21 protein-coding genes are annotated in these 21,181 nt (G+C 44.5%); 20 read left to right on the forward strand and 1 reads right to left on the reverse strand.

From position 1 onward, the window contains the following. Positions 1-11 precede the first annotated feature (11 nt). Positions 12-959, forward strand: a complete 948-nt coding sequence (gene secF, locus OCV30_RS03245; RefSeq protein ID WP_012603308.1) for a protein translocase subunit SecF — start codon at positions 12-14, stop codon at positions 957-959. Between the two features lie 328 nt (positions 960-1,287). Here secF and suhB read toward each other — a convergent pair whose 3' ends face one another. Then, positions 1,288-2,091 (reverse strand): inositol-1-monophosphatase, encoded by an 804-nt coding sequence (suhB, locus tag OCV30_RS03250; protein WP_009848284.1) that lies wholly within the window; start codon positions 2,089-2,091, stop codon positions 1,288-1,290. A 181-nt stretch (positions 2,092-2,272) separates the two neighbouring features. Between suhB and trmJ the strand changes: the two genes are divergently transcribed. The 19 genes from trmJ to OCV30_RS03345 all read left to right on the forward strand — a co-directional run bounded on the left by trmJ (position 2,273) and on the right by OCV30_RS03345 (position 21,021). Next, positions 2,273-3,001 carry a tRNA (cytosine(32)/uridine(32)-2'-O)-methyltransferase TrmJ gene (gene trmJ / locus OCV30_RS03255; protein ID WP_004735091.1) on the forward strand — a complete coding sequence of 243 codons (729 nt, stop codon included), beginning with the start codon at positions 2,273-2,275 and terminating at the stop codon, positions 2,999-3,001. A gap of 116 nt (positions 3,002-3,117) precedes the next feature. Next, on the forward strand, positions 3,118-3,639 hold the full coding sequence (gene iscR, locus OCV30_RS03260; protein ID WP_012603310.1) for a Fe-S cluster assembly transcriptional regulator IscR: 522 nt from the start codon (positions 3,118-3,120) through the stop codon (positions 3,637-3,639). Between the two features lie 27 nt (positions 3,640-3,666). Beyond that, a complete protein-coding gene (locus OCV30_RS03265; protein ID WP_009848287.1) occupies positions 3,667-4,881 on the forward strand; it encodes an IscS subfamily cysteine desulfurase in 1,215 nt (404 codons plus the stop codon). Between the two features lie 33 nt (positions 4,882-4,914). Then, entirely contained in the window at positions 4,915-5,292 is a 378-nt protein-coding gene (gene iscU, locus OCV30_RS03270) for a Fe-S cluster assembly scaffold IscU (protein WP_004735094.1), read from the forward strand. A 101-nt stretch (positions 5,293-5,393) separates the two neighbouring features. Beyond that, on the forward strand, positions 5,394-5,717 hold the full coding sequence (iscA, locus tag OCV30_RS03275) for an iron-sulfur cluster assembly protein IscA (protein ID WP_004735095.1): 324 nt from the start codon (positions 5,394-5,396) through the stop codon (positions 5,715-5,717). Positions 5,718-5,797: 80 nt separating this feature from the next. After that, positions 5,798-6,313, forward strand: a complete 516-nt coding sequence (gene hscB / locus OCV30_RS03280; protein WP_009848288.1) for a co-chaperone HscB — start codon at positions 5,798-5,800, stop codon at positions 6,311-6,313. Positions 6,314-6,335: 22 nt separating this feature from the next. After that, positions 6,336-8,186 carry a Fe-S protein assembly chaperone HscA gene (gene hscA, locus OCV30_RS03285; protein WP_065678451.1) on the forward strand — a complete coding sequence of 617 codons (1,851 nt, stop codon included), beginning with the start codon at positions 6,336-6,338 and terminating at the stop codon, positions 8,184-8,186. A 20-nt stretch (positions 8,187-8,206) separates the two neighbouring features. Beyond that, positions 8,207-8,545, forward strand: a complete 339-nt coding sequence (gene fdx, locus OCV30_RS03290) for an ISC system 2Fe-2S type ferredoxin (protein WP_017098073.1) — start codon at positions 8,207-8,209, stop codon at positions 8,543-8,545. A 91-nt stretch (positions 8,546-8,636) separates the two neighbouring features. Continuing rightward, positions 8,637-8,837, forward strand: a complete 201-nt coding sequence (gene iscX / locus OCV30_RS03295; protein WP_004735099.1) for a Fe-S cluster assembly protein IscX — start codon at positions 8,637-8,639, stop codon at positions 8,835-8,837. 206 nt (positions 8,838-9,043) lie between these two features. Beyond that, positions 9,044-10,339, forward strand: coding sequence for an aminopeptidase PepB (gene pepB / locus OCV30_RS03300; protein WP_009848290.1), 1,296 nt, complete (start codon positions 9,044-9,046; stop codon positions 10,337-10,339). Between the two features lie 106 nt (positions 10,340-10,445). Further along, a complete protein-coding gene (gene ndk / locus OCV30_RS03305; RefSeq protein ID WP_010440533.1) occupies positions 10,446-10,880 on the forward strand; it encodes a nucleoside-diphosphate kinase in 435 nt (144 codons plus the stop codon). Between the two features lie 573 nt (positions 10,881-11,453). Further along, positions 11,454-12,596: a dual-specificity RNA methyltransferase RlmN gene (gene rlmN / locus OCV30_RS03310; RefSeq protein WP_009848292.1), complete on the forward strand. Its 1,143-nt coding sequence runs from the start codon at positions 11,454-11,456 to the stop codon at positions 12,594-12,596. Positions 12,597-13,037: 441 nt separating this feature from the next. After that, the gene (gene rodZ, locus OCV30_RS03315; RefSeq protein WP_065678452.1) at positions 13,038-13,994 is read left to right on the forward strand and encodes a cytoskeleton protein RodZ; all 957 of its coding nucleotides are present in this window, start codon (positions 13,038-13,040) and stop codon (positions 13,992-13,994) included. Between the two features lie 7 nt (positions 13,995-14,001). Then, the gene (ispG, locus tag OCV30_RS03320; protein WP_009848294.1) at positions 14,002-15,123 is read left to right on the forward strand and encodes a flavodoxin-dependent (E)-4-hydroxy-3-methylbut-2-enyl-diphosphate synthase; all 1,122 of its coding nucleotides are present in this window, start codon (positions 14,002-14,004) and stop codon (positions 15,121-15,123) included. A gap of 70 nt (positions 15,124-15,193) precedes the next feature. Beyond that, positions 15,194-16,462, forward strand: coding sequence for a histidine--tRNA ligase (hisS, locus tag OCV30_RS03325; protein WP_065678453.1), 1,269 nt, complete (start codon positions 15,194-15,196; stop codon positions 16,460-16,462). A 79-nt stretch (positions 16,463-16,541) separates the two neighbouring features. Next, entirely contained in the window at positions 16,542-17,156 is a 615-nt protein-coding gene (locus OCV30_RS03330; RefSeq protein WP_065678454.1) for a YfgM family protein, read from the forward strand. Positions 17,157-17,166: 10 nt separating this feature from the next. Next, positions 17,167-18,327 carry an outer membrane protein assembly factor BamB gene (gene bamB / locus OCV30_RS03335; protein ID WP_012603316.1) on the forward strand — a complete coding sequence of 387 codons (1,161 nt, stop codon included), beginning with the start codon at positions 17,167-17,169 and terminating at the stop codon, positions 18,325-18,327. Positions 18,328-18,485: 158 nt separating this feature from the next. Further along, positions 18,486-19,967, forward strand: a complete 1,482-nt coding sequence (gene der, locus OCV30_RS03340) for a ribosome biogenesis GTPase Der (protein WP_065678455.1) — start codon at positions 18,486-18,488, stop codon at positions 19,965-19,967. 133 nt (positions 19,968-20,100) lie between these two features. Then, positions 20,101-21,021, forward strand: a complete 921-nt coding sequence (locus OCV30_RS03345; RefSeq protein ID WP_065678456.1) for a metal-dependent hydrolase — start codon at positions 20,101-20,103, stop codon at positions 21,019-21,021. Positions 21,022-21,181: the final 160 nt, after the last annotated feature.

Here is a 21,181-nt window from a genome sequence, read left to right on the forward strand (position 1 = left end):
TAGGAATTAATATGTTTCAGATTCTAAAAGCAGACAAAATGATCGACTTCATGCGTTGGTCAAAGGTTGCCTTTTTGTTCTCAATCTTGATGATTGGTACTGCTATCTTCACCCTAACAACGAAATCGTTGAATTGGGGTCTAGATTTTACCGGCGGTACTCTGATTGAAGTGGGCTTTGAGGAGCCAGCAAACCTACCTGACATTCGAAGCGCACTAGAAGCTGAAGGCTTTGGTGATGCTACGGTTCAGAACTTTGGTTCTGCGCGTGAGGTAATGGTTCGTCTACGTCCACGTGATGGTGTTGCGGGCGAAACGCTTGGTAACCAAATCCTGTCTGCAATTAAAGATGGTACTGGTGAGCAAGTTGAGATGCGTCGTATCGAGTTCGTTGGTCCAAACGTGGGTGATGAACTAACAGAAGCTGGTGGTCTTGCGATCTTAGTTTCTCTGATCTGTATCTTGATCTACGTATCCGTACGATTTGAATGGCGATTAGCTGCAGGTGCTGTATTAGCTCTAGCGCACGACGTTATCATCACACTAGGCGTGTTCTCTCTAATGCAAATTGAGGTCGACCTTACTATCGTGGCAGCCTTGCTAACGGTAGTCGGTTACTCCCTCAACGATACCATAGTCGTATTTGACCGTATTCGTGAGAACTTCCGCAAGATGCGTAAGGGTGAAGCACCTGAAGTACTGAACAGCTCAATCACACAAACATTGAGCCGTACATTGATTACTTCTGGTACAACGTTATTCGTAGTTATCGCACTGTTCGTTCAGGGTGGTGCTATGATTCACGGCTTTGCGACTGCACTTCTACTGGGTATTACCGTTGGTACTTACTCTTCTATCTACGTTGCATCTGCACTAGCTATGAAGTTGGGTATTACGCGTGAACACCTAATGCCACCACAAGTGGATAAAGAAGGTGAAGAGTTTGACGAAATGCCTTAGGCCGCGGCTTAACAACTTTCGCTAAACCAAAAAAACCGCTGGGCAACTAGCGGTTTTTTTATGTCTGTATATTGTGGGTTAGCTTTTGTATCCGACTGAACATTGCCGTATTTACCAATACCAATACCAATACCAATACCAAGTGCCAAAGTAGCTAAGTCACTATCTAGTGGCGATCTAAATACAGCTTACAGAGCAGTGATTTGTGCTCACTGTAACTAACCGACATTTTGGTCGAATCTCGTATCGCGGATACAAAAAAGCCTCGCAATAGCGAGGCTTTGAAAATCTTCTGCTCTAACTAAAGAGCATTAACGCAAGGTCTGAATTACTTCAGCATACCTTCGTTAGAGTTCTCACGAACGTGCTTAAGAATAGACTTAACACCACGCGCGCTTGAAGCAACAACATTACCAGACGTCATGTAATCAGTGCCGCCAGCAAAGTCAGTCATGATAGCACCCGCTTCACGAGCGATTAGATCGCCAGCTGCTAGATCCCATGGCTTAAGGCCTAGTTCTAGGTAACCGTCAACACGGCCAGCTGCTAGGTAACATAGGTCAAGAGCTGGAGAACCAGTACGACGGAAATCAGCACAATCAACGAATAGACCAGAGATGATCTTCATGAAAGATTCAGAGTGTTGTTTTTGCTTGAATGGGAAACCAGTCGCTAGAACAGTACCTTGAAGGTCTTTTAGTTGAGTAACACGCATACGAGCGTTGTTAAGTTGAGCGCCAGCGCCACGTTGAGCTGTGAATAGCTCGTTTAGCATTGGGTCATAAACACAAGCAACTTCTGTACGACCGTTCATGCGAACAGCGATAGATACAGAGAAGTGAGGGAAACCTTTTACAAAGTTGTTGGTGCCATCTAGTGGGTCAACGATCCATTGTACGTCAGAATCTTTACCTTCAGTTAGGCCTGACTCTTCAGAAATAATGCTGTGCTCTGGGTAAGATGATTTGATTGTCTCAATGATCATGTACTCAGCTTCTTGAGCAATGTTAGTAACGTAATCGTTGTTACCTTTTAGAGACGATTCGATCTTATCAGTTGTTTCTAGAGATTTAGCAATATGGTTGCCAGCTTTACGCGCAGCGCGTATCGCAATGTTTAGCATTGGATGCATATGGTTTTTCTCACAAGATGTTAAAGAACAGTTTAAAGCGGCGGCGAGTATACCAAAGTTTCCCCAAAAGGGAAGTGGTTATTTTTTGAACTCTTGATTTCACATTCCGAGAAGGGTCTGACCATTTTACTTAGCTATGTGTTAATATCTCGCGATTATTTTTAAAGTGGTGTCATATAGCATGTTAGACAATGTAAAAGTCGTTCTGGTTGGTACGTCTCATTCGGGAAATATCGGATCAGCAGCTCGCGCAATGAAAGTGATGGGTTTGAGTCAGTTAGTTCTTGTAGACCCTCAATGTGAAGTTGACGAGCAGACCTTAGCACTGGCTGCGGGTGCAGGTGACATCGCGGAAAACGCGACCATCGTTTCTACACTGGATGAAGCAGTAAAAGACTGTGGTTTGGTGGTTGGTTCTAGTGCACGCTCTCGTACGCTTGAATGGCCAATGCTTGAGCCGCGTGAATGTGGACAAAAATTTGCAGTTGAAGGTCAAAAGCACCCTGTAGCGTTAGTGTTCGGCCGTGAGCGTACTGGCTTAACCAATGATGAGCTTCAGAAGTGTCATTTCCATGTATGTATTCCTGCAAACCCAGAATACAGCTCACTAAACCTAGCAATGGCAGTACAGACTCTTAGCTATGAAGTGCGTGTAGCACACCTTGATATGGTGGCGAGCCAGTACCAGCCGCAGCAACAAGATGAGTACCCTCGTCACGAAGAACTAGAAATGTTCTATGAGCACCTTGAAAAAGTGATCATTGATACCCAATTTATCTCTAAGGATAAGCCGGGTCAGGTGATGAATAAGCTACGTCGTTTGTTCAGTCGAGCTCGTCCAGAGCTGCAAGAGATCAACACTCTACGCGGCATTTTGACTTCAATTGAGAAGAGCAAAAACGACAAATAAAGCCCATACAAACCCTAAGGGTGAATACCTGACTAAAATAGTCAACTAAATACTTGACCAATTTAGTCGGGTATGGGAAGATTCCAACCACATAAACAATGTGGATACGGTGTGATATGAAACTTACATCTAAAGGAAGATATGCGGTAACAGCTATGCTAGATGTAGCACTGCATTCGCAAAAAAGCCCAGTTCCTCTGGCTGATATTTCAGAGCGACAAGGCATCTCGTTATCTTACTTAGAACAACTTTTTTCTAAGTTACGTAAAGCTGGCTTGGTTGCTAGTGTTCGTGGTCCTGGCGGTGGTTACCGTTTAGGTGCTGAAGCGAGCGACATCGCTGTCGGAACTGTAATTGCTGCAGTTGACGAATCAGTCGATGCAACTAAGTGTCACGGTCGAGCAGATTGCCAAGGTGGTACTCGTTGTTTAACTCACACTTTATGGCGTGATTTAAGCTCCCGAATCAGCAGCTTCTTAAACGACATTACGCTCGGTGAGCTAATGAAAGATAATGAAGTTTTAGAGATTTCTGATCGTCAAGATATCGATCTTGCGGTTAATAATGGTTTTGCACATAAAAATACGAGCACTACAACGATTAGTGCAGCACCTCACGGTGTTAATGCCCGCTCTTAGCGGTCAGTTTTTACATTGGAGTAGAAAATGAAACTGCCTATTTACTTTGACTATTCAGCTACATGCCCAGTCGATCCACGTGTTGCTGAAAAAATGGTTCAGTGCATGACGATGGACGGTAACTTCGGTAACCCTGCATCTCGTTCACACCGTTACGGCTGGCAGGCAGAAGAATCAGTAGATAATGCTCGTGAGCAAATTGCCGATCTACTAAATGCAGACCCACGTGAGATTGTTTTCACGTCAGGTGCTACAGAGTCAGATAACCTTGCTATCAAAGGTGCTGCGCACTTTTACGAGAAGAAAGGTAAGCACGTAATCACGTGCAAAACAGAACACAAAGCGGTTCTTGATCCATGTCGCCAATTAGAGCGTGAAGGTTTTGAGGTGACATACCTTGAGCCAGAAGCAAACGGCATCATTGATCTAGACAAGCTACAAGCTGCAATGCGTGAAGATACTGTTCTAGTTTCTATCATGCATGTAAACAACGAGATTGGTGTAATCCAAGATATCGGTGCAATCGGCGAATTATGTCGTGCACGCAAGATCATCTTCCACGTTGATGCAGCGCAGTCTGCGGGTAAAATCCCACTAGACGTAAAAGAGATGAAAGTTGATCTTATCTCTATGTCTGCACACAAAGCATACGGCCCTAAAGGCATCGGCGCTTTGTACGTCCGTCGTAAGCCACGTATTCGCCTTGAAGCGCAAATGCACGGTGGCGGTCATGAACGTGGTTTCCGTTCTGGTACGCTTGCTACTCACCAAATCGTGGGTATGGGCGAAGCGTTTGCTATCGCTAAGCAAGACATGCAGAAAGATTACGATCACGCACTAGCACTTCGTGAGCGCCTATTGAAAGGTGTTCAAGATCTAGAAGCAGTAACCGTAAACGGCGACTTAGACCAACGTGTACCACACAACCTAAACGTGAGCTTCGCTTTCGTTGAAGGTGAGTCTCTGCTTATGTCTCTAAAAGACCTAGCGGTATCATCAGGTTCTGCATGTACATCAGCAAGCCTAGAGCCTTCATACGTTCTACGTGCTCTTGGTCTAAACGATGAACTGGCACACAGCTCAGTACGTTTCTCATTCGGCCGTTTCACAACGGAAGAAGAAATCGACTACGCGATTGCACAAATCCGTGTAGCGGTAAACAAATTACGCGACATGTCTCCTCTATGGGATATGTATAAAGAAGGGATTGATTTGAACACTGTTGAGTGGGCTCATCACTAATCTCACGGAAATAGAGGATTCGAGGTAACTATCATGGCATATAGCGAAAAAGTAATTGATCACTACGAAAACCCACGTAATGTAGGTTCGTTTGATAAAGAAGACCCAAGTGTAGGTAGCGGCATGGTTGGCGCACCGGCTTGTGGTGACGTAATGAAACTGCAAATTAAAGTATCTGCAGAAGGTATTATTGAAGACGCAAAATTCAAGACTTACGGTTGCGGTAGCGCAATCGCTTCTAGCTCACTAGTTACAGAGTGGGTTAAAGGTAAAAGTATTGATGAAGCAGCTGCTATTAAAAACTCTGAAATCGCAGAAGAGCTTGAGTTGCCACCAGTGAAAGTTCACTGTTCAATTCTTGCTGAAGATGCAATCAAAGCAGCTGTTGCGGATTACAAAAAGAAGCACTAATCGCTTCAATAACGTAATTACGTCGACAAAAAAGTAATATTTGGGAGCATCCTTTGTGCTCCCCCTGAGTTCTCAATTTATATAAAACACAAGGTTGTAGTATGGCCATCACCATGACAGATACGGCAGCAAGCCGAGTTCAAGCTTTCCTAGATAACCGTGGTAAAGGTCTCGGGTTACGCTTAGCAGTAAAAACTACTGGCTGTTCGGGTATGGCGTATGTACTGGAATTCGTTGACGAGCTTAACGAAGAAGACGAAGTGTTTGAGCATTCAGGTGTTAAGGTCATCATTGATCCAAAGAGCCTAGTATACCTTGATGGTACTGAGCTTGATTATGTAAAAGAAGGCCTAAACGAAGGTTTTGAATTCAACAACCCGAACGCGAAAGGCGAATGTGGTTGTGGTGAGAGCTTCAATGTTTAAACGCTTGAATCGTTAAGCGTTGTAAGCGAAGAATAAAATTAGGCTCTGAACAAAGAGCCTAAACTTAGGACCACCTTTACATGAATCATTTCGAATTATTTGGGCTACCACTTCAGTTTCAACTGGATGGTAGCCTTCTTTCTTCTCAGTTTAGAGATCTGCAACGCCAATTCCATCCTGATAAATTTGCGATAGCTTCTGAGCGTGACCGCTTATTAGCCGTGCAAAAAGCGGCACAAATCAACGATGCGTACCAGGTATTGAAGAATCCAATCAGCCGAGCAGAATACCTGCTAGTTCAACACGGTGAAGACATTCGTGGCGAACAACAAACCATGCAAGATCCGATGTTCCTGATGGAGCAAATGGAACTGCGTGAAGAGCTGGAAGATATCGCAGACAGTTCAGATCCCGAAGATGCGCTATTTGCATTTGAAGGCAAGGTTAGCAAAATGTATAAACAACAATTAAGCGCTATCCAACAAGAACTTGAAAGCGAAGCTTGGCTAGAAGCTGCAGACCGAGTAAGAAAGCTTAAGTTTATTGCAAAATTAAAGAATGAAATCGAATTAGTTGAAGATCGTTTGATCGGCTAGTTTGTATAACAAGGACACATCCATGGCACTACTTCAGATTGCAGAACCAGGGCAAAGCGCCGCTCCTCACCAGCACAAGCTTGCTGTGGGTATTGATTTAGGTACAACAAACTCGTTGGTTGCTGCAGTACGCAGTGGCGAGGCAAGTACACTCGTTGATCAACAAGGTCGAAGCATTTTACCTTCCGTTGTTCATTACCAGTCGGAATCTTATACGACTGGCGATGAAGCTCGTGCTAACGCGCAGACTGACCCTAAAAATACCATTATCTCAGTTAAGCGATTAATCGGTCGTTCACTGTCAGATATTCAACAGCGATACCCGTCTCTGCCATATCAGTTTGAAGAAAGTGATAATGGTTTACCTGTGATCCGTACAGAACAAGGCAACAAGAACCCAATCCAGGTTTCTGCTGATATTCTACGAGCGCTTGGCCAACGTGCTGAGTCTACGCTAGGCGGTGAGTTATCTGGCGCCGTAATTACGGTTCCTGCGTATTTTGATGATGCACAGCGTGCTGGTACGAAAGACGCGGCTCAACTTGCTGGTCTTCACGTGTTACGTCTTCTTAATGAACCTACTGCGGCAGCGATTGCTTACGGTCTGGATTCAGGTAAAGAAGGGGTGATTGCGGTTTATGACCTTGGCGGTGGCACGTTTGATATCTCTATCTTACGCCTGTCTAAAGGTGTTTTTGAAGTATTAGCAACGGGTGGCGACTCTGCATTAGGCGGAGACGACTTTGACCACTTGATCGCAGAGCACTTCCAAGAGCAAATGGGCTTATCAGAGCTAACTGCAGAACAGAATCGTATTCTTCTAGATGCAGCAACAGAAGCGAAGATTGGCTTATCTGAAGCTGAAAGCGTTAATGTTGAAGTGTTGGGTTGGGCTGGTTCATTAACTCGTGAAGAGTTTGAAGACATCATCAAGCCACTGGTTAAGAAAACACTGCTTTCGTGCCGTCGTGCATTGAAAGATGCCGAAGTTGACGCGGATGATGTTTTAGAAGTCGTGATGGTCGGCGGTTCAACTCGTACATTGCTTGTACGTGACATGGTGGGTGACTTCTTTGGTCGTACGCCATTAACCAGCATTAACCCAGATGAAGTGGTTGCGATTGGCGCTTCTATCCAAGCGGATATCTTAGTCGGCAACAAGCCTGACTCTGAAATGCTGCTGCTTGATGTTATTCCTCTTTCCCTAGGTATCGAAACCATGGGTGGCTTGGTCGAAAAGATCATTCCACGCAATACCACGATCCCTGTTGCTCGCGCACAAGAATTTACCACGTTCAAAGACGGTCAAACTGCAATGACAGTGCACACCGTGCAAGGCGAACGTGAGATGGTTGATGACTGTCGTTCATTGGCTCGTTTTGCTCTAAAAGGTATTCCACCAATGGCGGCTGGTGCGGCGCATATTCGTGTCACTTACCAAGTAGATGCGGATGGCCTGCTATCGGTTACTGCTATGGAGAAGAGCACAGGTGTTCAAGCTGAAATTCAGGTTAAACCGTCTTACGGCTTAAGCGATAATGAAGTGGCGAGCATGCTGAAAGATTCGATGACGTTTGCTAAAGAAGACATGCAAGCGCGTGCTCTAGCTGAGCAACGTGTAGAAGCAGATCGTGTTATCGAAGGCCTTATTGCAGCAATGCAAGCTGATGGCGATGAGCTGCTTGATGAGCAAGAAAAGCAGCATCTTCTACAAGCTATTGAAGCACTGATTGAAGTGCGCAATGGCGAAAGCGCTGATGCCATCGAACTAGAAATTAAGAATACCGACAAAGCGAGCCAAGACTTTGCTTCTCGTCGTATGGATAAATCAATTCGAGCTGCACTGTCAGGTCAGTCAGTCGATAATATTTAATAGTTAGAGAATAGATAAACATGCCAAAGATTATTGTTTTACCTCACGAAGATCTATGTCCAGAAGGCGCTGTTTTAGAAGCAAAAACTGGTGAGACGGTTCTTGATGTTGCATTGAAGGCCGGTATTGGTATTGAACACGCATGTGAGAAGTCGTGTGCATGTACTACATGTCACGTCGTGATTCGTGAAGGTTTCGACTCTTTAGAAGAGAGTGATGACCTAGAAGACGACATGCTAGATAAAGCATGGGGTTTAGAGATGGAATCTCGCCTTGGTTGCCAAGCTAAAGTAGCTGATTCGGATCTTGTTGTAGAGATTCCAAAGTACACGTTGAACTTAGCTTCTGAAGAGCATTAAGAAATAAGCTCGACTAAACTGTTAGTAAAGCTGGCATAGAATATAAGTCACTAAGATGACAAATCGTCGCTGATAAAGATAAGGAAATGTTATGAGTTTGAAATGGATTGATTCGCGAGATATTGCGATTGAACTATGTGATTTATACCCAGATACCGATCCTAAAACAGTACGCTTCACGGACTTGCATCAATGGGTGCTAGATCTTGAAGATTTTGATGATGAGCCGAATCACTCGAATGAGAAAATTCTAGAGGCCATTATATTGTGCTGGATGGATGAGATGGATTAATCCTCTTGTCTAATCACTTGGTCGCGGGTTGGTATCAGTCCAATGTAAAACGCAGCCAAGTTAACAATTCTTACTAAAAAAAGCGGACCTTATGGTCCGTTTTTTTATCAAAATGACATTTTCCTCCTACATAATGCTAACATCAGTGCGCTAATAAAAAACAATCAGAATCACATACTCAAAGTGGTTCATGACAAGGAGAAATCATGTCTACACAGATGTCAGTATTTTTAAGTCAAGAAGCTGCCCAGCCTCAGTGGGGAGCAAGAGCTATTTTATCGTTCTCAGAAGCGGGAGCGACAATTCACATTGGTGAAGGCCACGATCTAGGCGCGGTTCAACGTGCGGGTCGTACGCTTGACGGACAAGGTATCGCATTGGTTGCACTTAGCGGTAAAGGCTGGGATCTAGAAAGTGTTTGGGCTTTTTACCAAGGCTACCGTGGACCAAAGAAAAAGAATGCATTGGAATGGGATGCTCTAGCTGAAGCTGATCAGGTTGAATTGGAAGCTCGTATCCGCGCGACAGATTGGACTCGTGACATCATCAACAAAACGGCTGAAGAAGTTGCCCCTCGTCAATTAGCGACAATGGCAGCTGAATACATCAAGTCAGTGGCACCAGCAGGCACTGTTAAAGCGAAAATCGTTAAAGACAAAGATCTCCTAACTGAAGGTTGGGAAGGCATCTATGCGGTAGGCCGAGGCTCTGAGCGTACTTCTGCAATGCTTCAACTGGACTTCAACCCAACCGGCGATGAAAACGCCCCCGTGTTTGCTTGTCTTGTGGGTAAAGGTATCACTTTCGACTCAGGCGGTTACAGCATTAAGCCAGGTCAATTCATGACAGCAATGAAGGCTGACATGGGTGGCGCAGCGACTATTACCGGTGGTTTAGGTCTAGCGATTGAACGTGGCCTGAACAAGCGCATTAAGCTTATCTTATGTTGTGCAGAGAATATGATCTCTGGTCGTGCATTGAAGCTTGGCGACATCATTACTTACAAAAATGGTAAGACTGTCGAGATCATGAATACCGATGCGGAAGGTCGTTTAGTTTTAGCTGATGGCCTGATGTTCGCAAGCGCTCAGAATCCAGAGTTGATCATCGACTGTGCAACGCTAACCGGCGCGGCTAAAAATGCATTAGGTAACGACTACCACGCATTATTGAGCTTTGATGATGAGTTGTCTCATCAAGCACTAACGGCTGCGAACCAAGAGAAAGAAGGTCTATGGCCATTGCCGCTTGCTGATTTCCACCGTGGTATGTTGCCTTCAAACTTTGCTGATCTTTCAAACATCAGCTCTGGTGATTACACTCCGGGTGCAAGTACAGCTGCCGCGTTCCTTTCTTACTTTGTAGATGACTACAAAAAAGGTTGGATTCACATGGATTGCGCGGGTACTTACCGCAAGTCATCAAGTGATAAGTGGGCTGCAGGCGCGACTGGTATGGGTGTTCGTACACTGGCTCGTCTTCTTATCGACCAAGCAAAATAATAATAAGAGTGAGCGGTATTTCGATACCGCTTATTCATAAACTCAGATCGAATGATCTTAGTAATTTCAGTATTTAATAACAAAAAAATGAAGTGAAGGAATCCCTATGGCTCTAGAAAGAACGTTCTCAATTGTTAAGCCGGATGCAGTTAAGCGTAACCTTGTCGGTGAAATCTACCACCGCATCGAAAAGGCAGGCCTAGAAATTATTGCTGCTAAAATGGTTCGTCTTACTGAAGAACAAGCAAGTGGCTTCTACGCAGAACACGAAGGCAAAGAATTCTTTCCGGCTCTTAAAGAGTTTATGACTTCTGGTCCTATCATGGTTCAAGTACTTGAAGGCGAAAACGCGATTGCTCGTTACCGTGAATTGATGGGCAAAACAAACCCAGAAGAAGCAGCATGCGGCACTATCCGTGCTGACTACGCAATCAGCATGCGTTACAACTCAGTACACGGCAGCGATAGCCCTGAATCTGCGGCTCGCGAAATCGAATTCTTCTTCCCTGAATCTGAAATTTGCCCGCGTCCAGCTGAATAAGCAGACAACAGCAAATATCAATAAAGGCTTCACTTCGGTGAAGCCTTTTTCGTTTCTGATGGATTATGGAAAAAGAGGTGTAGTGAAAGCGAGATTCCAGATACTTCGTCCCTCAGTTCTGGAATGACGGGGAGTTTTGGAGTCACAACCTCCTAGTAAATATTGTTGAGCTGTTGGTGATTATTTACGTCATTCCCAAAGCGACGAAGGAGTGCCGTCGGGAATCTGTTTTTGTTATTGGAGATTTCAGATACCTCGTTTCTCGGTTCTGGAATGACGAACAAGTAGTGTTAGTTGGAAGGCAGGAAAGGTAACGGGTAGCGTTAGCTGGCGGTCGGAGAAGGTGCGAGTATTAGGTGGTTAAAGCCCGTCATTCCCGAAAGCGACGGAGGAGCGTAATCGGGAATCTCTCTTTGAATTGGCCAAATTTAAGTAGGTAAGTTTGGTTGTGTAAATTTTAATCACTTAAGTTTGAACGTCTTAGTAAACACAAGGTTTTACAGTGCTTGTTGAAGTTGCGTAAAGGCTGTACAATTCGCGCCCTTAATTATTGTTCCGTCATTGAGAGGCATCATGACCACAGCTAAAGTCAATCTACTCGATTTTGATCGTAAAGGTCTTCGTAAATTTTTCACAGAAGAACTGAATGAGAAAGCGTTTCGAGCAGAGCAAGTGATGAAGTGGATTTATCACTTCGGTGTCGATGACTTCGAACAAATGAACAACATCAATAAAAAGTTACGTGAGAAACTGCTGCATCGCTGTGAGATTGTTGCACCTATCGTTTCTGAAGCTCAGCACTCTGCGGATGGCACCATTAAATGGGCGATGAGCGTTGGTGACCAAGACGTTGAGACGGTATACATCCCTGATGGTGACCGTGCGACGCTATGTGTATCTTCGCAAGTAGGCTGTGCGCTTGAATGTAAATTCTGCTCTACAGCTCAACAAGGCTTCAACCGTAACCTGAAAGTTTCAGAGATTGTTGGTCAAATCTGGCGTGCAGCACGTGAAATCGGTTTAGAGAAAGAAACGGGTCGTCGTCCAATTACTAACGTCGTAATGATGGGTATGGGTGAACCTCTATTGAACATGAAGAACCTAATTCCATCATTGGAGCTGATGCTTGATGATCTGGGTTTCTCACTGTCTAAGCGTCGTGTAACAGTATCAACATCTGGTGTTGTTTCTGGTCTTGATCAGATGACAGACAACATCGATGTAGCTCTGGCGATTTCTCTACACGCACCAAACGATGCACTACGTAGCCAAATCATGCCAATCAACGACCGTTGGGATATCCAAGACTTCCTAGCATCGGTTCGTCGCTACATTGCTTCTTCAAATGCTAACCGCGGCAAAGTAACGGTTGAGTACGTTCTGTTGGATCATGTGAATGATGATATGGACCACGCTCGTGAACTTGCTGAGCTAATGAAAGATACGCCTTGTAAGATCAACTTGATTCCATTTAACCCTTATCCGGGTTCGCCTTATAAGAAGCCAAGCAACTCTCGTATTGATCGCTTCCAAAAAACGCTGATGGAATACAACTACACAGTTACGGTTCGTAAAACTCGTGGTGATGATATTGATGCCGCATGTGGTCAGCTGGTTGGTGATGTTATTGATAGAACCAAGCGTACTAAAATGCTGAAAGCCGCCTCTGAAGCTAACTTGATCGCAGGTGATGTGATTCAAGTAAAAGCGGTTTAAATACCATTTAGATCTAAACAAGCCAGAAGGATTCCTTCTGGCTTGTTGCTTTTCTGGAAGGTGAATTTCCAATAATTGGATTTTTTCCCCATGCTTTCTTACATTTTTCGTCAAATTTTGGACAAAACCATGAGCTGACGGTAAATTTTGTTTAAAGTGTTTTTGCCTTGCAATGGCATTAGCTTATGATTAACTCATCTTAAATTAATTTAAGTGCTCGCTTGTTACCCGATAATCGTCAATGTGTCTATTTAGGTTGGCTACTTGATAAACTAGCTTCCTGAGAAGGTCATCCATAGTCAATAGGTGATGTTCGTCTTTAAGGGTTGATGATTTAGATAACAGGAAAAATTCCACATAAAGTGGGTTGTTAGATTGAGCTTAAACGACAATAAAAATGCTCTCATCAACCTGCGATAATACTTTAGAAGTTCACTCTCTATGAACACAGAACACGAAACACAAACAAAAGAAACTGTCGCTCCAGAAATCGAAGCGGGAACGCTGCTTAAAAATAAACGAGAATCTCTTGGTTTAACACAAAAGCAGATTTCTGATCGTTTAAAGCTGCGCGTTACGCTGATCCAACAAATTGAAGAAAACCAATTCGAGTCAGATCAAGTTGCTACCTTTATGCGTGGCTACATTCGTTCATACGCGAAATACGTCAATCTTGACGAAAAGGTCGTATTGAGCGCACTCCATCATGCTGGTGACGCTCAACATCAAGAACAAGAAATGTTGAGCTTTTCTCGTAAGACTAAAACCGAGAAGCACAACAGCCGTATTATGATCCTTACTTGGAGCATTTTTGCGGTAATTGCGGGTATCTCCTCACTGTGGTGGTGGCAGAATCAACAACAAGACACCCTATCTCAATCTTTAGCTAATACTGAAAGCTCAGAAGAGCTAGCTGTAGAAGAATCACTTGCCCCTGAATTCACCTCTTTAGAAGTGATTGAAGCTGAACAAAATGAAGAGGGTACTTCTGTTGTTGAAGGTACTGATGACCTTGCTGCGATAAGCGATGCGGAAGATTCTGTTACTTCAACTGACGAAACTACTGCACAGCAAGCAACAGAGACAGAACCAACTGCTGAAGTTGCTGAAATTGCTGCTAATGCAGAAGCTGTTGAAGCAAGCACTGCGCCTGAAGCTGTGATTAACGAGTTAGTGATGCAGTTCTCTGCTGATTGCTGGATCCAAGTGAAAGATGCTTCGGGCAAAACCTTGTCGACTGGCATCAAAAAAGCAGGCCAGTCGTTAAATCTATCAGGAACTGCGCCATATAAAGTGATTCTAGGTGCGCCAGAGGGCGTATCGATGACATTTGCAAGTGAACCTGTCGACCTTTCTGGGTATACTTCAGGCAAAGTAGCTAGAATAACCTTACCTTAGAGTTAATATGCAACACGAATCTCCTATTATTCGTCGCAAATCAACCCGTATTTATGTGGGTGATGTGCCGATCGGTGATGGTGCACCAATTGCTGTGCAATCCATGACCAACACAAGAACAACAGATGTAGCCGCGACCGTTGCTCAAATTAGAGCTCTGGAAAAAGTTGGCGCTGATATCGTTCGCGTATCTGTACCGACTATGGATGCCGCTGAAGCCTTTAAGCTAATCAAGCAGCAGGTTTCTGTTCCTTTGGTTGCTGACATTCACTTCGACTACCGTATTGCTCTTAAAGTGGCAGAGTACGGCGTTGATTGTCTGCGTATCAACCCAGGTAACATCGGTAACGAAAGCCGCATTCGCTCTGTTGTGGATTGTGCTCGTGATATGAATATCCCGATTCGTATTGGTGTTAACGGTGGTTCTCTTGAAAAAGAGATCCAAGAGAAATACACAGAGCCTACAGCGGAAGCGCTTGTTGAATCTGCAATGCGTCACGTCGATATCCTAGACCGTTTGAACTTTGATCAATTTAAAGTCAGCGTTAAGGCTTCTGATGTATTCCTAGCCGTCGGTTCTTACCGTTTGCTTGCCAAGCAGATTGATCAACCTTTGCACCTTGGTATTACCGAAGCGGGTGGTGCACGTGCAGGTTCTGTGAAGTCAGCGGTAGGTTTAGGCATGCTTCTCTCTGAAGGTATCGGCGATACGCTGCGTATTTCGCTCGCGGCTGATCCTGTTGAAGAGATCAAAGTTGGCTTTGATATTCTTAAATCTTTGCGCATTCGCTCGCGTGGCATCAACTTCATTGCGTGCCCGAGCTGTTCTCGTCAAGAGTTCGATGTTATTAACACCGTTAATGCCCTTGAAGAGCGCCTAGAAGACGTGATTACTCCAATGGATGTATCTATCATCGGTTGTGTGGTTAACGGCCCTGGTGAAGCTGAAGTGTCTCACTTAGGTCTAGCTGGTAGTGCACGTAAGAGTGCTTTCTACGAAGACGGTAAGCGTCAGAAAGAGCGCTTCGATAACGATGACCTTGTCGACAAACTTGAAGCTAAGATTCGTGCAAAAGCATCAGTGCTTGATAAAGCAAATCGCATTGATGTAGAAAACTTAGAAGATTAATACAACGCGATGGGGTGTGATTGTCTATTCGCACTGATACCTGGTCGTGAGAAATTACGGAATAAATACTGTGGCTAAAAATATCCAAGCAATTCGAGGCATGAACGACTGCCTTCCAACTCAATCACCACTGTGGCAGAAAGTAGAAAGCGCAGTTAAAAGTGTGGTGAGTGCATACGGTTACAACGAAGTACGTATGCCTATCGTTGAAGAAACAAACCTGTTTAGCCGTGCGGTTGGTGAAGAGACTGATGTTGTTTCTAAAGAGATGTACACCTTTGATGACCGTAATGGTGACAGCCTAACGCTGCGTCCAGAAGGCACAGCAGGTTGTGTACGTTCATGTATTCAAAACAGCCTTATCAACCGTGATGAGCAGCGCCTATGGTACATGGGCCCGATGTTCCGTCACGAGCGTCCTCAAAAAGGTCGTTACCGTCAATTCCACCAATGTGGTGTTGAAGTGTTTGGCCTAGACGGTCCAGACGTTGATGCTGAACTTATTATGATGACAGCACGTCTATGGCGTGAACTAGGTATCGATAAGCACGTTCGTCTTGAATTGAACTCAATCGGTTCTCAAGAAGATCGCGTAAGCTATCGTACAGCGTTAGTGGCTTTCCTTGAGCAACACATTGATGTGTTAGATGAAGACTGCAAACGTCGCATGCACACTAACCCTCTACGTGTACTTGATACTAAGAACCCGGATGTTCAAGCGATCTTAGGTGACGCACCTCGACTATCTGAATATTTAGGTGAAGAATCGAAGCAACATTTTACTGGTTTGTGTGAACTTCTTGACGCTGTTGGTATCGAATACCAAGTTAATGAGCGTCTAGTACGTGGCCTAGATTACTACAACCGCACCGTATTTGAGTGGATCACTGACAGTCTTGGTGCTCAAGGTACTGTTTGTGGCGGCGGTCGTTACGATGGTCTTGTTGAGCAACTAGGCGGCAAAGCAACCAATGCTGTTGGCTTCGCAATGGGTCTAGAGCGTCTGGTTCTTATGATGGAAACGCTAGAGCTTACAGAAGTTCGTCGTAGCGTTGACGTATACGTGGTTGCTGCTGGCGAAGGTACTATGATCGCGGGCATGCAGTTAGCGAATCAATTACGCGACACCGTTGAAGGCGTACGTGTAATGAACCACTTCGGTGGTGGTAACTTCAAGAAGCAATTCAAACGTGCTGACAAAGTAGGTGCTGTTGTGGCGTTGGTACTTGGTGAGAACGAAGTTGCTGACAATACAGTTGTGCTAAAAGATTTGGTTGGCGGCGAGCAACAAACCGTGTCTCAAACGGAAGTTGCAGAGAAAGTTGCTGCGCTAATCTAATTAGCCATTGAGCAAACGCTCATCATGAATATCAACGTCAGCACTATGCTGGCGTTTAAAGAATTAAAGAGGACAGGAAGTGGAACTTTACGATAGCGAAGAGCAACAAGTTGAAGCCATTAAAGATTGGTGGAAAGAGAATGGCAAAGCCGTAATCTTTGGTGCGGTTATTGGTTTAGGTGGCCTATTTGGTTGGCGCTATTACCAAGATTCAGTCGTTGAAGCGCGTGAAGCCGCTTCAGAAAGCTACACCTCTGCAATCTCAGCTCTAGATGCTAAAGGCGTTGATGCTCAATCTGATATTCAAGCTTTCATCGACGCAAACAAAGACGCTGAATATTCAGTACTTGCTGCTATGCAATTAGCAAAAGCGCAAGTTCAAGCGGGTGACCTTACAGCTGCACTAGAACAACTTGAGTGGGCAAAATCGGCAACTAAGGACGCGGCATTAGCGCCACTACTGACTTACCGTGTTGCTCGTATCAAAGCTGAGCAAGGTGAATTTGACGCTGCATTGACTGATCTTGAAGCGATGACTGACGAATCTTGGAAAGGCCGTGTTGCTGAACTACGTGGTGATATCTCACTTCGTAAAGGCGACACAGATGCAGCTTACAGTGCTTACTCTGAAGCTCAACAAGCTGCTGATGCGAGCCAAACGCTTCAAATCAAACTTGACGACCTAGCTAAATAAGGCGCTTTGAATGAAGAAGATGTTTCCAAAAGCGGCGTTGTGTGCGATTGCTCTTGGCCTGCTAGCGGGCTGTGCAAGTGAAGAAGACACCGTAATCATGGCACCAGTACCAACGGTAAACAGCGAGTTTACTCCTAGCCAGGAATGGTCTACGTCGGTTGGTGATGGTGTTGGTCACTACTTTTCAAAACTAACGCCGGAATTGGCTTACGACAAAGTATTTGTTGCAAGCCGTGAAGGTATGGTTAAAGCGCTTGACCCTGAAACAGGTAAAGAGCTTTGGAAAGTCGATCTTGAGAAAGAAGTACTGGCTCGTTTATCGGGTGGCTTAACGGCAGCTTACGGCAAGGTATTTGTTGGTTCTGAAAATGGCGAAGTGATCGCGCTGGATGAATCAACCGGTGAAGAGCTGTGGCGTGTATCAGTGAATGGTGAGGTGCTTGCATCCCCAGCAACTGAAAGCAACATGGTTATTGTTCATACCAGTCGTGGCATGTTGACCGCGTTAGATCAAGAAAGCGGTGAGCAAAAATGGACCATCAGTACTGAAGTACCAAGCCTAACACTTCGTGGCGATAGCTCGCCTGTTACTGTTTCAGGTGGTGTATTCTGGGGTACGGCAAATGGTCGTTTAGCTGCAGCGATCGTTGATCGTGGTCAGCTTATTTGGCAACAGCCAGTAGGCACGCCAAAAGGTGCAACGGAAATCGATCGTTTGGTTGATGTTGATGCATCACCGGTTGTTCTTGGTGGCACCCTGTATACCGTAGGTATCAATGGTCAGCTGATTGCTATCGATCTTCGTTCTGGTAAGCCAGTTTGGAAACGTAATTACTCGTCAGCGATTGATTTAGCAAGTGATGGCAGCCGTTTGTTCGTTGTGACTGACAAAGACCATGTGGTTGCAGTTGATGCGCGTAGTGGCACTGAACTGTGGAGCACTCCATTGTTAGAAAACCGCTTACTGACAGCACCTGCTATTATTAATGGTTATGTAGTTGTGGGTGATACAGAAGGTTATCTGCACTGGTTAGATCGTTCATCGGGTGAGTTTGTTGCTCAACAGCTCGTCGATGGTAGCGGCTTTGCGGTTGCGCCAATTGAAATGCCTGAAGGCTACTTAGTGACGACTCGCAATGGCGATGTAAAGAAACTAACGATTAGCCAATAAAAGCGTGATACAATTCACAGTCGGCTCCTGGTTGGTAACAGCTAGGAGCCGTTTTGTTGTTATAAATTAATAAACCGTGTGGTTATAGGTAAGAGTTTAAACTTGCGATCAAGTGCTTACCTATAACTACATTTAGAGAAGAAATTGTAGAGGTTGTTATGGTACCTGTTGTTGCTCTAGTAGGGCGTCCGAACGTAGGTAAATCTACGTTATTTAACCGATTGACTCGAACTCGTGATGCATTGGTTGCGGATTTCCCTGGCTTAACGCGTGACCGTAAATACGGTCATGCTCATTTTAGCGAGCATGACTTTATTGTTATCGACACTGGTGGTATCGACGGTACCGAAGAAGGTGTTGAAACTAAAATGGCTGAACAGTCGCTAGCGGCGATTGATGAAGCTGATGTCGTTCTATTTATGGTAGATGGCCGTGCGGGTCTAACACCTTCAGACGTAGCTATTGCTAAGCACCTTCGTCAACTAGAAAAGCCTTCAATGCTAGTAGTAAACAAGGTTGATGGTATCGACCCTGATGCTGCAAGTGCTGATTTCTGGCAACTAGGCGTAGAAGACATGTACCAAATCGCTGCAGCGCACGGTCGTGGTGTAACAGCGTTGATTGATCTTGCTCTAAACCCATTCGCTGAAGCGTTAAAAGCTGAGAATGGCGAAGTAAGCGATTTAACTGAATTTGAAGACGAAGAAGAAGAGCAAGTTGATTTCACTGAAGAAGAAGCGGAAGAAGAATTCAAGCGCCTTCAAGAACAACCGATTAAGCTAGCGATCATTGGTCGTCCTAACGTAGGTAAATCAACACTAACTAACCGTATTCTTGGTGAAGAACGTGTTGTTGTTTACGATATGCCGGGTACAACTCGTGACTCTATCTACATTCCGATGCAGCGTGATGAGCGTGAATACGTTCTGATTGATACTGCGGGTGTTCGTCGCCGTAAAAATATCAACGAAACAGTTGAGAAGTTCTCAGTGGTTAAAACACTGAAAGCGATTGAAGATGCTAACGTTGTATTACTGCTTATCGATGCTCGCGAGAACATCTCAGATCAAGATCTAAGCTTGTTAGGCTTTGCGTTGAATGCTGGTCGTTCAATTGTTATTGCCGTAAACAAGTGGGATGGCCTAGATAACGACGTTAAAGATCGTGTTAAGAAAGAACTAGACCGTCGTTTAGGTTTCGTTGATTTCGCACGTATTCACTTTATCTCTGCACTTCACGGTACTGGTGTTGGTCACTTGTTTGAGTCTGTTCAAGAAGCTTATAAGTCAGCAACGACTCGTGTTGGTACTTCTGTACTTACTCGTATCATGAAGATGGCGACTGATGATCACCAACCACCTATGGTTCGTGGCCGTCGTGTTAAATTGAAATACGCGCACGCTGGTGGCTACAACCCACCGATTATCGTTATCCACGGTAACCAAGTACGTAACTTGCCAGATTCATACAAACGATTCTTGATGAACTACTACCGTCGTTCACTAGAGATTATGGGTACACCTATTCGCATTCAATTCCAGAACAGCGAGAACCCATTTGAAGCTAAGACTAACAAGCTGACAATTTCTCAAGAACGTAAACGTAAGCGTATGATGAGCATGGTTAAAGGTCGTAAGTAAACCTTTCCAATAGATTTGATACCCGAGCCTGTCTCGGGTATTTTTTTAAGCAAAATTCACGTTAAGCCATAACCTCATATCTCCATATCGTGATGGGTTAACGAATTAGACTCAATTTCAAAAGAAGAACGATATGACCACTAGCGATTCAATGACACCAGCGACATCCATGAAACCAATAATAGTTATCACACCAACCATTACTCAATTTTGTCATCAAACTTGGCTGCTCAATGCAAAAGCAGTGTACGTTGAAAGTGACGACAGCAAAACTTACTTGATCACTGACGTGACACCTTTCCACCCTGTGAGTCATATTTGGCCCGATCACCCAGCAGACCGAGGTTTTGTCAGCGTAGGTGGTGAACAGTATATTGTTGAAGATTGCCTTGTTGGTGCAATAGAGCAATCTACTGGAAATCTATATATTGCAGCAGATATCCCTGTTAAGCGTGATACGGAAGGGTGGGCGTTTGTGGTTGTCCACCAACTACCTGTATCAGCTTCTATTATTAAAATTGGCGATGAAGTTGAGTTGTCGGTTGATAAAGAGCACCAAGCCAGTTTGAGCCGCGGTCATAGTGCCGGACATATTGCCTTCTTAGCCTTGAATAAAGTATTGGCTGAGAGTTACTGGCGTAAAGATGCGGATAGAAAAGATCCACTCGGCAGCTATGACTTCAATAGCTATGCACAGGTGACTAGCTTTGTGACTCCAGAGTTGTGCACCGATAAGTATCGTTTAGGTAAAACCTTGAAGAAACGCGGTCTGAACGTTGCTGACATGCTAACGAACCTTGATGGTATTGAGGCCAATATCAACCAGATGATTGCAGGCTGGCTTGCTGAATCGACTCTTGTAACGATGAGACTAGAAGGTGAGGCGTTAACAGACTCTCGCTACTGGGAATGGCAGCTAGATGACGAGACTTTAGTGTCTATTCCGTGTGGTGGTACTCACATCGACAATACTTCAGAACTTAAGGCATTGTCGGTTAAGTTAACCCAATTAGATGACCAACATATCGAAATGCAGACGTGTTTATCTCGATGATCTCAATTAAAGATCGAAAATAGATTATTCTGCATTGTTGGTTTTATTTGTTTATTTCTGGTCATATGTTCCACTGTAAATTGAAATGCAGTATATGTAACTTATGCTTTCGGTGTGTGGTGATATAAATATTCTTTTTGGGGTAGATCGCTGATCAAAG

It is taken from the genome of Vibrio atlanticus (genome assembly GCF_024347315.1).
Classification (GTDB): domain Bacteria; phylum Pseudomonadota; class Gammaproteobacteria; order Enterobacterales; family Vibrionaceae; genus Vibrio; species Vibrio atlanticus.

Excerpts from the sequence above, each read along its gene's own strand:
- secF (WP_012603308.1), top strand. The coding sequence starts at position 12 with ATGTTTCAGATTCTAAAAGCAGACAAAATGATCGACTTCATGCGTTGG.
- suhB (WP_009848284.1), bottom strand. The coding sequence starts at position 2,091 with ATGCATCCAATGCTAAACATTGCGATACGCGCTGCGCGTAAAGCTGGC.
- trmJ (WP_004735091.1), top strand. The coding sequence starts at position 2,273 with ATGTTAGACAATGTAAAAGTCGTTCTGGTTGGTACGTCTCATTCGGGA.
- iscR (WP_012603310.1), top strand. The coding sequence starts at position 3,118 with ATGAAACTTACATCTAAAGGAAGATATGCGGTAACAGCTATGCTAGAT.
- OCV30_RS03265 (WP_009848287.1), top strand. The coding sequence starts at position 3,667 with ATGAAACTGCCTATTTACTTTGACTATTCAGCTACATGCCCAGTCGAT.
- iscU (WP_004735094.1), top strand. The coding sequence starts at position 4,915 with ATGGCATATAGCGAAAAAGTAATTGATCACTACGAAAACCCACGTAAT.
- iscA (WP_004735095.1), top strand. The coding sequence starts at position 5,394 with ATGGCCATCACCATGACAGATACGGCAGCAAGCCGAGTTCAAGCTTTC.
- hscB (WP_009848288.1), top strand. The coding sequence starts at position 5,798 with ATGAATCATTTCGAATTATTTGGGCTACCACTTCAGTTTCAACTGGAT.
- hscA (WP_065678451.1), top strand. The coding sequence starts at position 6,336 with ATGGCACTACTTCAGATTGCAGAACCAGGGCAAAGCGCCGCTCCTCAC.
- fdx (WP_017098073.1), top strand. The coding sequence starts at position 8,207 with ATGCCAAAGATTATTGTTTTACCTCACGAAGATCTATGTCCAGAAGGC.
- iscX (WP_004735099.1), top strand. The coding sequence starts at position 8,637 with ATGAGTTTGAAATGGATTGATTCGCGAGATATTGCGATTGAACTATGT.
- pepB (WP_009848290.1), top strand. The coding sequence starts at position 9,044 with ATGTCTACACAGATGTCAGTATTTTTAAGTCAAGAAGCTGCCCAGCCT.
- ndk (WP_010440533.1), top strand. The coding sequence starts at position 10,446 with ATGGCTCTAGAAAGAACGTTCTCAATTGTTAAGCCGGATGCAGTTAAG.
- rlmN (WP_009848292.1), top strand. The coding sequence starts at position 11,454 with ATGACCACAGCTAAAGTCAATCTACTCGATTTTGATCGTAAAGGTCTT.
- rodZ (WP_065678452.1), top strand. The coding sequence starts at position 13,038 with ATGAACACAGAACACGAAACACAAACAAAAGAAACTGTCGCTCCAGAA.
- ispG (WP_009848294.1), top strand. The coding sequence starts at position 14,002 with ATGCAACACGAATCTCCTATTATTCGTCGCAAATCAACCCGTATTTAT.
- bamB (WP_012603316.1), top strand. The coding sequence starts at position 17,167 with ATGAAGAAGATGTTTCCAAAAGCGGCGTTGTGTGCGATTGCTCTTGGC.
- der (WP_065678455.1), top strand. The coding sequence starts at position 18,486 with ATGGTACCTGTTGTTGCTCTAGTAGGGCGTCCGAACGTAGGTAAATCT.
- OCV30_RS03345 (WP_065678456.1), top strand. The coding sequence starts at position 20,101 with ATGACCACTAGCGATTCAATGACACCAGCGACATCCATGAAACCAATA.